The organism is Neptunomonas phycophila (assembly GCF_001922575.1).
GTDB classification, from domain to species: domain Bacteria; phylum Pseudomonadota; class Gammaproteobacteria; order Pseudomonadales; family Balneatricaceae; genus Neptunomonas; species Neptunomonas phycophila.
This window is the reverse complement of sequence record NZ_MRCI01000001.1, coordinates 403,570-418,474: the sequence shown is the minus strand read 5'-3', so window position 1 is coordinate 418,474 and position 14,905 is coordinate 403,570. Positions and strand designations below refer to the sequence as shown.

Annotated in this window: 14 protein-coding genes; 2 read left to right on the top strand and 12 right to left on the bottom strand. The window is 45.9% G+C overall.

Annotated elements, in window-relative coordinates:
* Positions 1-115 precede the first annotated feature (115 nt).
* The 8 genes from recA to BS617_RS01870 all read right to left on the bottom strand — a co-directional run bounded on the left by recA (position 116) and on the right by BS617_RS01870 (position 8,253).
* Positions 116-1,156, bottom strand: coding sequence for a recombinase RecA (gene recA / locus BS617_RS01905; protein ID WP_075171225.1), 1,041 nt, complete (start codon positions 1,154-1,156; stop codon positions 116-118).
* A gap of 84 nt (positions 1,157-1,240) precedes the next feature.
* Positions 1,241-1,744: a CinA family protein gene (locus tag BS617_RS01900; RefSeq protein ID WP_249263558.1), complete on the bottom strand. Its 504-nt coding sequence runs from the start codon at positions 1,742-1,744 to the stop codon at positions 1,241-1,243.
* A gap of 146 nt (positions 1,745-1,890) precedes the next feature.
* Complete coding sequence (locus BS617_RS01895; protein ID WP_075171224.1) at positions 1,891-3,240, bottom strand: aminotransferase; 1,350 nt, start codon at positions 3,238-3,240, stop codon at positions 1,891-1,893.
* A 24-nt stretch (positions 3,241-3,264) separates the two neighbouring features.
* Positions 3,265-4,731: an NAD-dependent succinate-semialdehyde dehydrogenase gene (locus BS617_RS01890; protein ID WP_075171223.1), complete on the bottom strand. Its 1,467-nt coding sequence runs from the start codon at positions 4,729-4,731 to the stop codon at positions 3,265-3,267.
* Between the two features lie 119 nt (positions 4,732-4,850).
* On the bottom strand, positions 4,851-5,288 hold the full coding sequence (locus BS617_RS01885; RefSeq protein ID WP_075171222.1) for a universal stress protein: 438 nt from the start codon (positions 5,286-5,288) through the stop codon (positions 4,851-4,853).
* A 12-nt stretch (positions 5,289-5,300) separates the two neighbouring features.
* Complete coding sequence (locus tag BS617_RS01880; RefSeq protein ID WP_075173396.1) at positions 5,301-6,623, bottom strand: TRAP transporter large permease; 1,323 nt, start codon at positions 6,621-6,623, stop codon at positions 5,301-5,303.
* Positions 6,613-7,161, bottom strand: coding sequence for a TRAP transporter small permease subunit (locus BS617_RS01875; protein ID WP_075171221.1), 549 nt, complete (start codon positions 7,159-7,161; stop codon positions 6,613-6,615). The genes BS617_RS01880 and BS617_RS01875 overlap by 11 nt, the downstream gene beginning before the upstream one ends.
* 72 nt (positions 7,162-7,233) lie before the next feature.
* On the bottom strand, positions 7,234-8,253 hold the full coding sequence (locus BS617_RS01870; RefSeq protein WP_075173395.1) for a TRAP transporter substrate-binding protein: 1,020 nt from the start codon (positions 8,251-8,253) through the stop codon (positions 7,234-7,236).
* A gap of 325 nt (positions 8,254-8,578) precedes the next feature.
* Between BS617_RS01870 and BS617_RS01865 the strand changes: the two genes are divergently transcribed.
* Both BS617_RS01865 and BS617_RS01860 read left to right on the top strand, forming a co-directional pair.
* Positions 8,579-9,535, top strand: a complete 957-nt coding sequence (locus BS617_RS01865; RefSeq protein ID WP_075171220.1) for a LysR family transcriptional regulator — start codon at positions 8,579-8,581, stop codon at positions 9,533-9,535.
* Positions 9,536-9,717: 182 nt separating this feature from the next.
* Positions 9,718-11,001: an NAD(P)/FAD-dependent oxidoreductase gene (locus BS617_RS01860; RefSeq protein WP_075171219.1), complete on the top strand. Its 1,284-nt coding sequence runs from the start codon at positions 9,718-9,720 to the stop codon at positions 10,999-11,001.
* A 94-nt stretch (positions 11,002-11,095) separates the two neighbouring features.
* Here the strand turns inward: BS617_RS01860 and BS617_RS01855 are convergent, their stop codons facing one another.
* The 4 genes from BS617_RS01855 to BS617_RS01840 form a co-directional block, all read right to left on the bottom strand.
* Positions 11,096-11,815, bottom strand: a complete 720-nt coding sequence (locus BS617_RS01855; RefSeq protein ID WP_075171218.1) for a glutamine amidotransferase-related protein — start codon at positions 11,813-11,815, stop codon at positions 11,096-11,098.
* Positions 11,816-11,896: 81 nt separating this feature from the next.
* On the bottom strand, positions 11,897-12,718 hold the full coding sequence (locus BS617_RS01850; protein ID WP_075171217.1) for an ABC transporter permease subunit: 822 nt from the start codon (positions 12,716-12,718) through the stop codon (positions 11,897-11,899).
* On the bottom strand, positions 12,718-13,593 hold the full coding sequence (locus BS617_RS01845; protein ID WP_075173394.1) for an ABC transporter permease subunit: 876 nt from the start codon (positions 13,591-13,593) through the stop codon (positions 12,718-12,720). Before BS617_RS01845 ends, BS617_RS01850 begins: the two co-directional genes overlap by 1 nt.
* A gap of 89 nt (positions 13,594-13,682) precedes the next feature.
* Positions 13,683-14,867: an ABC transporter ATP-binding protein gene (locus BS617_RS01840; RefSeq protein WP_083609896.1), complete on the bottom strand. Its 1,185-nt coding sequence runs from the start codon at positions 14,865-14,867 to the stop codon at positions 13,683-13,685.
* Between the last annotated feature and the right edge of the window lie 38 nt (positions 14,868-14,905).

The following is a 14,905-nucleotide window of genomic DNA, read 5'->3' as shown; positions in this document are numbered from 1 at the left end:
AGTCGTTCTATTTGCCACAAACAATAAAGGCCAGCAAAAGCTGACCTTTAAATGTAATTCCTCAGAATACTATCAATATCGATAAGTATTCAAAGATACCCAACGTCCAGAATCATTACAGATCCAACTGCTCTGCAGATTCTTCAGCTGTCTTCTTCTCTGCTACCTGAACATTTAGCAGCTTATCACGCAGTGCCGTTTCAATAGCCTTGGCAGATTCAGGATGCTCTTCTAAATACTTAGCCGCATTCGCTTTGCCCTGACCAATTTTATCACCATTGTAAGCGTACCAAGCGCCCGCTTTATCAACTAAGCCATTTTGGACACCTAGGTCAATAATTTCACCCATGCGGTAAATGCCTTGACCATATAAAATTTGAAATTCAGCCTGTTTGAACGGCGGAGAAACTTTGTTCTTAACGACTTTAACTCGTGTTTCATTACCGACCACTTCATCACCCTGCTTCACGGCGCCAATGCGACGGATATCTAAACGAACAGAGGCATAGAACTTCAGTGCGTTACCGCCAGTTGTCGTTTCGGGCGAACCAAACATCACACCAATTTTCATACGAATCTGGTTAATAAAGATAAGTAACGTATTTGAACTTTTAACGTTACCTGTCAATTTACGCAACGCTTGAGACATCAAACGAGCCTGCAAACCAACATGGGAGTCGCCCATATCCCCTTCGATTTCTGCTTTTGGAGTCAGCGCCGCAACAGAGTCGACAACGATCACATCAATCGCATTTGAACGAACTAGCATATCGGTGATTTCTAGGGCTTGCTCGCCAGTATCCGGCTGAGAAACCAACAGATCATCAACATTGACACCCAACTTCTCTGCGTAGTTCGGGTCGAGGGCATGCTCTGCATCGACGAATGCACAGGTTTTCCCCATGCGTTGCGCTTCAGCAATCGCTTGTAGGGTCAGTGTTGTTTTACCAGACGACTCAGGGCCATAGATTTCAACGATACGACCAAATGGCAATCCGCCTATACCCAATGCGATATCTAAGCCCAATGAGCCGGTAGATACAGAAGGAATTGCTTCACGCGGCTGATCACCCATGCGCATGACAGCGCCTTTACCAAACTGACGTTCAATTTGAGATAAAGCAGCATCTAGCGCTTTTTTTCTGTTATCGTCCATTTTCGACCCTTTACGTTGCTTAACAACAAATACTGTATGAATGGACAGTATTATTGTCACTTCAATCTCGAAATGCAACCCCTATCACACAGAGTATTTTATTACCCCGTTAAGAGCCTCGTTAACTGCTTGATTCCGCACTGATTCGCGATCCCCATTAAAGGAAAAACACGCGGCCACCGTGCTTTTATTTTTACTACTCCATGCCAGCCAAACCGTACCGACAGGCTTTTCTTTACTTCCCCCACCCGGTCCAGCAATACCGCTAACAGACACCGCTAATGTTGCTTGGCTAGAATGCAGCGCACCTTCGGCCATCTCACGTACAACAGCCTCGCTTACCGCTCCATGCTCTATTAGCGTGCTTTCTTTAACACCCAGCATGGCTGTTTTGGCTTCATTTGAATACGTCACAAAGCCACAGTCAAACCAGGCAGAGCTCCCAGCAATTGCTGTGACAGCCTGCGCTATCCCACCCCCTGTGCATGACTCCGCCGTAGCTAATACATGCCCGGCTAGCGCCAATCGCTCCCCCACGGCTGTTGCCAGTTCGGTTGTAGATGTAGAGTTGCCCATATCTATGATCACTATAATTCCATGCAGATACGAGAAATCATAACAAGCTCACGAAAAGAAAGCATAAAAAAAAGGCGCCGAGGCGCCCATAAAAGGATGACCTACAAGAGGTCTAGAGCTACGGTGAGTAGCACTATTTACACATGCATTAAACTGAACTAAGCGGCCATTAAACCTTCAGCAGTAACCCAAGCCATTGTGTCAGCCAGCGCTTTATCAAACGCCTCTAACATTTCATCAATTTGCGCTTGGGTTATAATCAACGGCGGACAGAAAGCTACCGCCGATCCAGCAACCACACGAATAATAAGCCCGTGGTTCTGACAAGCTTGCAACATATAGCTACCGACACGTCCATCAGCGAAAGGCTTTTTCGCGGCTTTATCAGCCATCAACTCAACAGCCGCAATTAAGCCCTTACCACGCACCTCACCCACTAAAGGATGATCGGCATAAGCCTGTAAACGCTTCTGTAGATACTCACCTTTGACCGCCGCTTGTTCAAACAGACGTTCGCGTTCATAGATTTCAAGAGTTTTTAATGCAACAGCTGCCGCAACAGGATGGCCTGAATAGGTAAAGCCATGGCCAAACACGCCCGCTTTGGCACTTTGATCGATCATGGCTTCATACATATCACCACGAATAGCAGCGGCACTGATTGGCATATAAGCAGAAGATAATTGCTTAGCTAAGGACATCATATCGGGCTTAATATCCATAGTCGTTGAACCAAAGTCATTACCCGTACGGCCGAAGCCTGTAATCACTTCATCAGCCCAGAAGAAAATATCGTACTTGTTTAAGATAGCCTGTACTTTCTCGTAATAACCTTCTGGTGGAACGATAACACCAGAAGCACCAGTAATCGGTTCAGCAATAAATGCTGCGATAGTTTCTGGACCTTCACGCAAAATTAATTGCTCTAGGTTATTGGTAATACGATCAACAAACTGCGTCTCAGACTCACCAGCTAACGCACCGTGCAAGTAATGCGGTGCATCTGTACGCAAAATTCCTAGCGCATCAATAGGCAAGTCAAAATGTTTGTGGTTAACATCAAGGCCTGTTAAACAAGCAGCAGCAACGGTGATACCGTGATACGAGCGCTCACGCGCAATAATTTTACGTTTTTCAGGCTTACCAATCGCATCAAAATAGTAACGCAGCATTTTAATATGCGTGTCGTTAGCATCACTACCGGAGTTACCAAAGAAAATTTGCGCGTTATCCATAGGCAGCATCGCTGAAAGCTTGTCCGATAACTGCATAGCTGATTCGTGCGTTTTTCCACCAAACATATGTGAAAACGACAATTTAGCCATTTGGTCGGAAGCCGCTTGGATTAGCTCTTGATTGCCATACCCCAATGAGGTGCACCATAAACCCGCTAAACCTTCAATGTAGCGCTTACCATGGTTGTCATAGAGATACACTCCCTCTCCGCGCTCCATTGTCATGGTTTCAGTCGCTTTAAGGTTAGTCGTTGGGTAAATAATATGACTCATAAAATGCTCCTTACGCTGAGCGTATTAACGCTGCAAGCCACCCATGCAGATATATTTAGTTTCTAGATAATCATCCAGACCATATTTAGAGCCTTCTCGGCCTTGGCCTGACTCTTTAACACCACCAAACGGAATTACTTCTGAGCTAATCGCCGTTTCATTAACGCCTACCATGCCGTACTCAATACCTTCAGATACGCGCCAAATACGGCTCATATTTTCAGTGTATACATACGCCGCTAAACCAAACTCTGTGTCGTTAGCCATGGCAATAGCTTCTTCTTCGGTTTCAAACGAGAAGACAGGCGCTACTGGACCAAAAATCTCTTCACGGAACACGGCCATATCCGGTGTTACATTTGTCAGAATAGTGGCGGGGTAGAAACAGGCACCTTGTGGGTCACGAGCTCCACCGATAACAGCTTTCGCACCGGCAGCGATTGCACTCTCGACCTTAGCGTGTACGTCATCCACCGCTTTTTCGTTAATCAAGGGCCCATGAGTACTGGCTTCATCAAAGCCATTACCCACTGAAAATTCGCTAACCGCTTTAGCAAACTTTTCGACAAACGCATCATAAATTCCGGCTTGTACTAAAATCCGGTTCGTACAGATACATGTTTGCCCGGAGTTACGGTATTTAGAAATCAGCGCTCCTTTGATAGCCAAATCAATGTCTGCATCATCAAAAATGATGACAGGAGCGTTGCCGCCTAACTCCATTGAGGTGCGTTTCATCGTATCTGCGCATTGTTTAACCAATACTTTGCCGACTGGCGTAGAACCAGTGAACGTCAATTTCTTAACGATAGGGTTGCTCGTCAGCTCGCCACCGACTTCGCGTGAGCTACTTGTCGTTACTACGTTAAACAGCCCTGCTGGCACTCCAGCGCGGTTTGCTAACTCGGCTAAAGCCAATGCTGACAAAGGGGTTTCTGCAGCAGGTTTGAGCACAATAGCGCACCCAACAGCGAGTGCTGGAGCTGCTTTACGTGTGATCATCGCGTTAGGGAAGTTCCAAGGCGTAATGGCCGCTACAACACCCACAGGCTGTTTGATCACAATGCCACGGCGATCTGTTTGTGGTGTTGGAATAACATCACCGTATACACGCTTACCTTCTTCTGCAAACCACTTTATATAAGCTGCGCCGTAAAGGACTTCGCCGCGAGATTCAAACAACGGCTTGCCTTGCTCTGCCGTCATGATAATGGCGAGGTCTTCTTGATGTGCCAAGATCAGTTGATGCCAGCGCTCCAAAATCTCAGAGCGCGTATTTGGCGATTGAGCTTTCCACGACTTCATAGCCGCGTCAGCCGCTTCAATAGCCGCGCGAGTCTCTTGAGCACCTAGACTGGCAACATTAGCAATTAAATCGCCTGTAGCGGGATCATTTACTGAAAATGTCTGCTTATCTGCACCATCAACCCATTCACCGTTAATGTATGCTTGCGTTTTTAGCAAACCGGCATCTTGTAAATTTAATTTCACGTTATTTCTCCGCATGTCTTGTACGGTCTAGATCACCGTTTTGACATTTATATAAGGAAACACTTAGCTGTTCAGTAACAGTGCTTTTTCGCTTACGTTGAGACACATCAAACTAATCACTAGTATGACCCTCGCAAAACCATCACAGTACACTTAGCATGGCGAACAACCCGCTCAGCATTGGAGCCAACGAAATAGCTCGCCAGACCAGGGCGGCGGGCCATCATCAAAATCACGTCCGACTTTAACTGACGAGACTCCTCTAAAATTTGCTCATGCACCGTACCTTCGCGAATGTGGCACTTAATCTCTGCCTCATTCGGTAAAAGCTGGATGGCTTGGTCTTTCAACTTACGTTTAATGTCTTTACGTGCCAGCTTTTGCTCAGTTTTGTCATAGTGTGTATATAGCCCGTGATGCACAAAAGTCTCGTCTACATACAACAAATGAAAGACAACTGGGGATGTCTCATCCGCTACACGAATAGCCGCTCTGATCAGCTCTGGCATCTGTTCAGGATGCGCCATATCAACGGTTATTAATATCGTTCTATACATACGACGCCTTCCTTAATTCATCACAAGATTAGGCAACCAAAGCACTAGCTCCGGAAACACCATGCAGATAATCAAAACAGTAAGGTTCAATAGGATAAACGGCGTTACTGACTTGTAGATCTCGCCCATACCCACTTCAGGAGGAGCAATACCCTTAAGGTAGAACAATGCGAAACCATAAGGAGGAGTCTGTACGGCAATCAAAATATTGATGATCATCAGTACACCAAACCAGATAGGGTCGTAACCTAACGACACCGCAATCGGCGTAAATAAAGGTGCACACATCAAGACGATAATAAACTCGTCAATGATAAAGCCCAACAACAGCATAATGACTTGGAACATGATAATAATCATGATCGGTGGCAGATCTAACGTATCCGTAAAATCAGCCACCATCGCCTGAACGCCCATCAGAAGGTGGAAGTTACTAAATACCGAAGCACCTAAAATAATCCACATGGCAACGCTAACTAGCACTCCCGTCTGAAGCCCTGCAGCGCGGAACATATCCAGTTTGAAGCGCTTAAAAACAATCGCTAGCAAGATTGCTCCAACCACACCAATAGCCCCTGATTCGGTTGGGGTGGCAATACCAGAAATAATACTCCCCAGCACAACAACAATTAGCAAAATTGATAAGAAGCCATCGCGGGCTACTCGCATTTTAGCCATAGGAGAAAGCTGCTGGTTATCAAAGTCGGCTTGCGTAATAGGAGCACGATCTGGATTTAAACGGCAGCTCACAACAACATAGGCAATGAGCAACACTACCGTAATTAGCGCGGGTACCATTGCCGCCAAAAACATACGTCCAACCGAGTTTTGCGTAGAGGCTGCAAACATAATCATAGGGATGCTCGGCGGGATGAGTATACCCAAGCCCCCGCCGGCCATAATGACGCCAAGCGCTAAGCGTTTATTGTAGCCACGCTCCAACATGGGACGTAAAGCAATACTGCCGGAAGTCATAATACCGGCACCGATAATACCTACCATGGCCCCAATCATGGAGCATACACAGATAACACTGATTGCAAGAGAGCCACGAACTTTACCAAGCACCATCTGACTGGCATTAAACATAGCATCGCCAATGCCAGACTTGGTCAGTAGTTGCCCCATGTATATGTAGAGAGGAATCGCGAGAAGAATAAAGCTAAAAAAAGTGGCCTCAACGGTCGTTGGGATAACATTAAAAATGCCATCTCCCCACGTCATGTAACCTATACCCATGGCAATACCCGCTAATGCCAGGCCAACAGGTGCGCCCAAAGCAAACGCCACCAATATGCATAGCAGCAAAATGCCGGTTAATAATTCAATACTCATCATTATCGTCATTCTCCGGAGCGATTAGTGGGTTACCTGTAACCAAGTGGTAGATTTCTGCCACCATGTCACGGCTAAACTGGGCTATAAACAAAACAGAAGCCACACACATCATGATCCAAAAATGGAACATAGGGGGTGCCCATTCGCTCTGAGTCCGATAATCAAACTCAATGGCTTCTTCATATTTTTCGAAACCTAGCTTCACAACTAAGACGAGGAAAAAAATCGCTAACGAATAAGAAAACAAATTAAAAACACGACGCGTATGGGGAGACACTTTTAAATATAAAATATCAACATTGATGTGTGCTTTTTTTTGCTGCGCGTAAGCACCACCTAAAGCCGCTATGTAACCAAAAAGAAACAGCGATAAATCAAACGCCCAGATCGTGGGGTGATTTAAGAAATAACGGGAAAAGACCTCATACGCTACAATCGCCGCCAAGAATGGCATGAGGAAACTAGCAAAATAACCGGCTAGCATCACCACAAAATCGATGCTGCGGCACAACCGTTGCAAAACCTGAGTGAACATAAGCTTACCTGTATAACGAAATCAGGCCGGACATTCAGTGAGTGCCCGGCCTGCTGGTCGGTTAGGAACCGATTATTGCTGCTTTAAGATGTCGATCAGCTGCTTGCTGTATTTGTCTTGTGCAGAGTACTCATCCCACAGACCTGCGCCAGCTTCAGCCCAGGCAGCTTTATCAGCTTCGCTTGGCTCTGGGCTCCACTGCAAACCTTTTGCTTCCATTTCAGCGACCGCTTCAGATTCCCATTGACGAGACTTTTCTAACTGCTCTTTCGCATGGATTACTGTAGCTTCGCGCACAACCTTTTGAAGGTCTTCAGGTAGTTTTTTCCACGCAGAACGGTTAACGACAATCGGTAATACTTGTGCACCAGCCAATGGCAGTTTGTACATGTATTTAGCAACCTCTACATGGTTACCATCACGGTGGTCAATCATGTTACTACCGATAGAGCCATCAATAACGCCGGTAGCCAAAGAAGTATAGATTTCACTCCATGCTAGCGACACTGGAGACGCACCTAAGTTACGTAGGAACTTACCGTATGCACCAGGAGCACGGATTTTAAGACCTTCAAAATCAGCGACTGAGTTAATCGGCTCTTTAGTCAATACGTAAACGGGTGGTTGGATGTACGGTTCTAACCATACTAAGCCTTGAGATCCATAGGCTTTTTCAAGCACCTTATCCCAACCTTTTTCATGGAACAGCGAGTAAAGCTCATCTGGATCATCAGTACCGCCGGGCAAACCGATTTCGACGATACCGGCCGGTAACTCACCAGCGTGCATTGATTGGAAAGGAGCGCCCATCGTGATCAAACCTGATTTAGTTGCACCAAGCAGACCTGATGTACCTACGCCTTCACCTGAGTAAAGAACCTGCACAGCAATACGCCCATCAGACATTGTTTCGATGTTTTTAGCTAAATCTTCATAGATTTCACCGAAAGCAGTACCGCGACCGTAAAGGTTACCAAAACGCCAGTTGTGTTCTGCCGCTGAAACATCAGCTGCCAACGTAGTAACACCTAGGGTTACAGCGATCGCTGTCGTAGATAATTTACTCTTTAATTTAGTGATGGTCTTCAGCATGTTTTTACCTTTCATGTCTATTTTTAAAATGTTTTTTCCTGAGCGGTGATTTGATCCTTCCAAAATTGACCGGCCTATTAAATTAGATCAATTCTACCTAAAGGTTTATGAAACTTTACGTAAGGATTAGATTCGTTTAAAAACCCACTATAACTAAGGCTTTAGTTTTTTTTGGTATCGAATTTGCTTGATTGTAAGGTTCTGCACCACAATATCCTTTAGTCTATGATTCAATTTTTTTTCATTCCTTACTACTTGCTGATGTATATTTCTCTTAGCGTAGCGCTTTCGAATAATCGATTGTTAACATGTAACAGGGGTCGGTATGACTAATAAAACATTCTCTATAGGTCAGCTCGGCGACTATGAAATCAAGCAACTAAAAATCTTTAAAACAGTTGTAGAATGTGGGGGATTTGCGGCCGCAGAGACTCGACTTAATATCAGCCGCCCTACGATTAGCATTCATATTGCCAACCTTGAATCACGGCTTCACTTGACGCTCTGTAAACGTGGCCGAGGAGGCTTTGCTCTCACAGAAGAGGGCGCTATTGTCTTCGAGCAAACCGAGAAACTACTCGACATGCTGGAAGGATTTCGTAATACGGTCAATAACTTAAGCCACCAGCCTTCGGGCAACCTCAAAGTAGGTCTAAGTGACACATTCAGTATTGACCCTCGCTGCCAACTTCCACTCATCATAAATGCGTTTAGCCAAGTCGCTGAAGATGTAGAGCTATGCATGAGCGTCGAACAAATGGCAAGTATGGAGTGCCAAGTGCTCAATGACGAACTTGATATCGCTTTTATCCCCTATCATAGAAAACTTGAAGGCTTAAATTACATCCACCTTTTTAGAGACGATTGTTATCTATATGCCAGCACAGTGAAAGGCTTAGAAAACCCATTATGCAGCCTGCCAGACATACAGTTAACCGACGAACTGATCAACCAAGCCCCCTTGGTTCATGCGGGCTTAAAACCACACGAGGAAGTCTATCATCAGCTATCCGAAATGCATTTAGCAGGTATTTCTTACCACTATGAATCACGCATCGCGATGCTTCTTTCTGGACGCTATATTGGCTTTTTGCCCCAAAACGTCGCACAGCCCTATGTTGATAAAGGAGACTTAAAGGCTATCGCGCCCGACCGTAAGCACTTTTCGCTCGGTGCAGCCGTTATCAGCAAAAAAACAGCACAAGCCAACCGCGCGCGTGATCTGTTTTTAAGTACAGTTAAACAACAGTTTGGGGTAACTGAAAACCCTGCTCCCTATTAATGCCGATTTTTTGGCGACATAGCCAATAAATATCTCTTCAGGGGTATAGGCAAAAGTAGCTTTCTCACCGTATTGTAGACACCTACCCCGGCAGTGGATCCACAGAGGATGCGTATGCCTTCGCATGCCTACTACTCATCCAAACCGGCCTATTTATGTCTGACCTTTAAGTTGAGATGATAATGTCTACATCGGTATATCCGCATTCCTATTATGCAGCTTCTATAAACGACACCCGGATACGCCACTCCCTACAAGGAGATCATACGGCTGATATTTGCGTAGTTGGCGCTGGTTTTACAGGCTTATCCACCGCCCTGCATTTAGCAGAGCGCGGCTTTAAAGTGATTGTATTAGAAGCCAGCCGGGTTGGTTTTGGCGCCTCAGGCCGCAACGGCGGACAAATCGTACACAGCTATAGTCGAGACATGGACTTTATAGAGCGCATGTACGGTAAAGAGGTAGGTCACAAAATGGGAGCCATGGCCTTTGAAGGCGCACAGGTCATTCGCCGTATCGTGAGTGATTACGACATCCAGTGCGACTTAAAACCTGGTGGAATTTTTGCCGCGTGTAACAACAAGCAGTTTGATGAACTACAAAGCAAAAAAGCGCTATGGGAATCCTACGGGCATACTGAACTTTCCTTGCTGGATAAGCATCAAGTGCCTGATTACATTGGATCACAGCGCTACACAGGCGCTTTACTGGATCACTCTAGCGGACACTTACACCCGCTCAACCTAGTATTGGGCGAAGCTAATGCTGTTGAATCATTAGGGGGTATGATTTTTGAAAACTCAGCGGTTACTCGCATCGAGGAAGGGTCACAGCCAACCGTACATACCGCTAACGGCTCTGTACGTTGCAATTTTGTCATGGTAGCCGGCAACGCCTATCTAACGGGATTGCTTCCTGAACAAGAACAAAAATCAATGCCTTGTGGTACACAAGTTATCTGCACAGAACCGTTAAGCGAATCTCAGCAAAAAGAGCTTCTGCCACATGATAACTGCGTAGAAGACTGCAATTATTTGCTCGATTATTACCGTCTCACAGGTGACGGCCGGTTAATCTACGGTGGCGGTGTAACTTACGGCGCGCGCGAACCCGATAAAATTGAGTCGCTCATCGTGCCAAACATGCTAAAGACTTTCCCTCAATTAAAAGGAACAAAGGTCGATTACGCGTGGACAGGTAACTTCTTACTAACATTAATGCGCTTACCGCAGTTTGGTCGTGTCAATGGCAATATTTTCTATGCTCAAGGCTACAGTGGCCACGGCGTGACCAGCACCCACTTAGCGGGAAAAATCATCGGCGAGGCTATTAGCGGTCAAGCCGAACGCTTTGATGTATTTGCCGGCCTTCCGCAATACCCATTCCCCGGAGGACGCACCATGCGCATCCCTTATACTGCGATGGGAGCTTGGTATTACACTCTGCGCGATAAACTTGGTATTTAGTCTTATCCGTAACGCAAAAAGCACCCGTAAGGGTGCTTTTAAAAAGACCAAAGCGATCATCTAAGCGCAGCAGCCAACATACCAACACATCCTGTTACACTTGACGATTTAATACATTAACCATCCATCGAACCACTAATTCAGAATTTGTGGGCACTGAATCCAAGCTAGCCAAGCCCTGCTGTGCAGCCTCAGCAGGAATACCCGCCCCCCCTTTCAACTCCAACAAGTCACGTTCAAAGGCCGTTGAAAACTCAGGATGCGCCTGCACCGTTAGTACGTTTTTACCATAGAGCAACCCCGCATACGGGCAAAACGGGGAGCGTGCAAAAACGTTGGCAAGTGCAGGCTTTTCAACCACTTGATCTTGATGAACAGCATGAAGCGTTAGCGTGCTAGGTGTATCTGGCGTATCCGACAAGCCGGAAACAGGAAGAATGCTGTACTGATTCACACCTAACCCCCAACCACCTTGATACGCCTCAACCTTTCCACCGAAGGCCTCAGCGATAATTTGATGACCGAAACAAATGCCCAATAAAGGAATGTGCGCATCATTAATCTTTATAATTAGAGCTTTAAGCCGCTGCATCCAAGGCAAGTTCTCATAGACATTCGCCTTAGATCCCGTAATCAACCACCCGTCGAAACCTTCAATAGACGCAGGAAAATGCTCCTCGCGCACATCAAACACTTCAAATTGATAATCATATCCATGCTGAGTAAACAGAGCTGCTGACATATCGGCATAGGTGCCGTGCCGTTCGCGCAGCTCTTGAGGACTAATACCTGCTGCTAAAATTCCTATTTTCATACCCACTCCACAAAAAAGCGGCTCTATCTATCACGACAAAGCAGCCCGGGCACACTGCCCTTTCTTCATATTATTTAACGACTAGCGCGTACGTGATTGTCGGCGCATTTGCCACATGGCAACCCCGACTCCAACCGCCACAATCAAAATCATCAAGGTCGCTAACGCGTTTACCTCAGGTGTAACCCCCAAGCGTACTTTAGAAAAGATAACCATTGGCAAGGTACTGCTACCCGGCCCCGAAACAAAGCTCGCTATTACCAAGTCATCCAGCGACAAAGTAAACGATAACAACCAACCCGATAAAATCGCAGGAAAAATAAGTGGCAAGGTCACCAGAAAAAATAGCACCGGCGGTTTAGCCCCTAAATCCATAGCCGCCTCTTCTAAGGTAGTATCTAATGATGCCAACCGAGACTGTACAACCACAGCTACATAAGCCATACAAAAAGTAGTATGAGCGATAATAATGGTTCCAACGCCGCGGCCTGCGGGCCAACCAAACAAACTTTCCAGTGCAACAAATAGTAATAGCAATGATAATCCAGTGATTACTTCCGGCATTACCAGCGGCGCAGTAATCCAGCCAGACACAATCATGCGGCCTTTAAAGCGCCCAAAGCGACTAATAGCAAAAGCTATCATGGTGCCCAAGATCACCGATAATGTGGCACTAATGAATGCCACTTTAAGGCTAATCAAAGCTGCCGCCATAATTTGCTCGTTGTTAAATAAGGCCACATACCAGTCTAATGACCAGCCGCCCCACACAGTGACGAGTTTAGACTTATTGAAGCTATAGATGATTAGAGAAATGATTGGGATATACAAAAAAGCATACCCCAAGAAGGCACTACATTTGACAACCCAAGTACCTGATAGATATCGCGATGCCTGCATCATTACCCCTCCGCTCGCTGGCCGTTTCGAAACAGCATTATGGGAAGCACCAATAACACCAACATAACAATGGCGACCGCCGATGCCATCGGCCAATCTCGATTCAAAAAGAACTCATCCCATAACACACGCCCAATCATGAGTGTCTCCGAGCTTCCCAGAAGTGCAGGAATGACAAACTCGCCCACTGCAGGAATAAATACCAATAAACAACCAGCTATTACCCCAGGTAGCGCTTGAGGAACGGTGACAAGAAAAAAGCCTTGGTAGGGTTTTGCGCCTAAATCTTGCGAGGCCTCAAGCAAAGTTAAGTCCATTTTTTCCAAGGCGGTATACAGCGGCAAAACCATAAAAGGTAGGTAGGTGTAAACAATACCAATATACACTGCAAAATCAGTTTCAAGCATCATTAACGGCTGGTCGACTATCCCTAGACTCAACAGCACTTCGTTGATCAAACCATTCTGCTTTAATAACCCCATCCACGCATAGACGCGTAATAAAAAAGAGGTCCAAAAAGGCAAGATAACCAACGCTAGCAAGAGCACCCGCTTTGCACCAGTACTTCGAGCGATAACGTAGGCCATCGGAAAGCCAATAATCAAAGTCAACAATGTTGATATAGCAGCAATTTTAGCCGAGCTTAAGTAGGCATCAATATAAAATTGATCTTCAAATATATATAGATAGTTGCCCAAATTTATATGTATATCAAAGAAAGCCTCTTCCCAATCCCATGTCAGTATTGACGTATACGGAGGAATAGCGATGGCCGACTCAGACAAGGATATTTTAAAGACAACTAGAAAGGGAATAAAAAAGAACAAGCCCAACCAGAATGTTGGCACACCTAAAACAAAGAATCGTCCCAACTGCATGTTGGGTAAACGAACTATTTTAGAAGCGTGCAAACGACAAGCAACCCATTCAACAAGACGACTAAAGACGATATAGCGCTCACTCAGCTTCATGATGTTAGCACCACTGCACTGTTTTCACCCCAGCGCAGACTAACAGGCTCGCCTGTGCGCCAGCGCCCGCCCATTTCGCGTGAGGAGTTTGGCTGAGTCACGCGCACTTCTTGACCATTGGGTAAGCGCACCCGGAAAATACTCAAACTTCCCATATACGCAATATCTTCAATAGTGCCTGACACCGTATTAATTTTTTCAGTAACAGCCTCTCGGCTAAGCAATATTTTTTCCGGCCGTAAAGCCAAGGTCATTTTCTGATTAGGCGCACAACTAATCCCGTGATTTACAAAGAAGGTCATGTCTAATGCTTTATTGTAGAGACTAACGCTATCAACCTGATCATCACAAATACGCCCTTCAAACAGATTTACCGAGCCGACAAATTCAGCAACAAAACGGCTATTGGGGTACTCGTATACTTCATGTGGTTCCGCAGTTTGCACTATTTTTCCCTGGTTCATCACGCCAATGCGCGAAGCCAGTGTCATAGCCTCTTCTTGATCATGTGTTACTACAACAAAGGTAACACCTAGCTCCTCTTGTATGCGGACTAGCTCAAACTGTGTTTCTTCACGTAACTTCTTGTCTAAAGCACCCAGCGGTTCATCGAGCAACAGCAACTTTGGTCGCTTAATTAAAGATCGAGCTAGGGCAACACGCTGACGTTGTCCTCCCGACAATTGATGGGGCTTACGTTTACCTAAATGCCCCAACTGCACAAGATCAAGCATAGCGGCCACACGACGTTTGATATCATTATAACTGGCCCCTTCCCGCTTGAGACCAAATGCAATGTTGCTTTCGACCGATAAATGAGGGAATAAAGCATACGACTGAAACATCATATTCACAGGCCGAGCCCACGGAGGCACATCTGTCATATCAACACCGTCAATGACAACACGTCCATGAGTCGGCTGTTCAAATCCCGCCAGCATACGCAGCAACGTGCTTTTCCCTGACCCTGACCCACCCAACAAGCAAAACAGCTCATTCTTGTAGATATCGAGAGACACTTGATCTACAGCCGTAAAGCCATCAAATTGTTTAGTAATTTGCTCTATACGTACAAAAGGTTCGGCATCCGGCTGCTGCCAAATAGGTACCTCATGAAGAGGGAGGCTCCCTCCGGGGGCAGAACCAGCGCTCTCATTGTGATTAGCAACTAAAGTACTCATAACATAAACTCCATAACAGGTTTATAAGCGAGGCTTAG

Coding starts and splice junctions, on each gene's coding strand:
- BS617_RS01845 (WP_075173394.1), bottom strand. CDS start 13,593: ATGCAGTTGGGACGATTCTTTGTTTTAGGTGTGCCAACATTCTGGTTG.
- recA (WP_075171225.1), bottom strand. CDS start 1,156: ATGGACGATAACAGAAAAAAAGCGCTAGATGCTGCTTTATCTCAAATT.
- BS617_RS01885 (WP_075171222.1), bottom strand. CDS start 5,288: ATGTATAGAACGATATTAATAACCGTTGATATGGCGCATCCTGAACAG.
- BS617_RS01855 (WP_075171218.1), bottom strand. CDS start 11,815: ATGAAAATAGGAATTTTAGCAGCAGGTATTAGTCCTCAAGAGCTGCGC.
- BS617_RS01880 (WP_075173396.1), bottom strand. CDS start 6,623: ATGAGTATTGAATTATTAACCGGCATTTTGCTGCTATGCATATTGGTG.
- BS617_RS01865 (WP_075171220.1), top strand. CDS start 8,579: ATGACTAATAAAACATTCTCTATAGGTCAGCTCGGCGACTATGAAATC.
- BS617_RS01860 (WP_075171219.1), top strand. CDS start 9,718: ATGTCTACATCGGTATATCCGCATTCCTATTATGCAGCTTCTATAAAC.
- BS617_RS01870 (WP_075173395.1), bottom strand. CDS start 8,253: ATGCTGAAGACCATCACTAAATTAAAGAGTAAATTATCTACGACAGCG.
- BS617_RS01875 (WP_075171221.1), bottom strand. CDS start 7,161: ATGTTCACTCAGGTTTTGCAACGGTTGTGCCGCAGCATCGATTTTGTG.
- BS617_RS01840 (WP_083609896.1), bottom strand. CDS start 14,867: ATGAGTACTTTAGTTGCTAATCACAATGAGAGCGCTGGTTCTGCCCCC.
- BS617_RS01850 (WP_075171217.1), bottom strand. CDS start 12,718: ATGATGCAGGCATCGCGATATCTATCAGGTACTTGGGTTGTCAAATGT.
- BS617_RS01895 (WP_075171224.1), bottom strand. CDS start 3,240: ATGAGTCATATTATTTACCCAACGACTAACCTTAAAGCGACTGAAACC.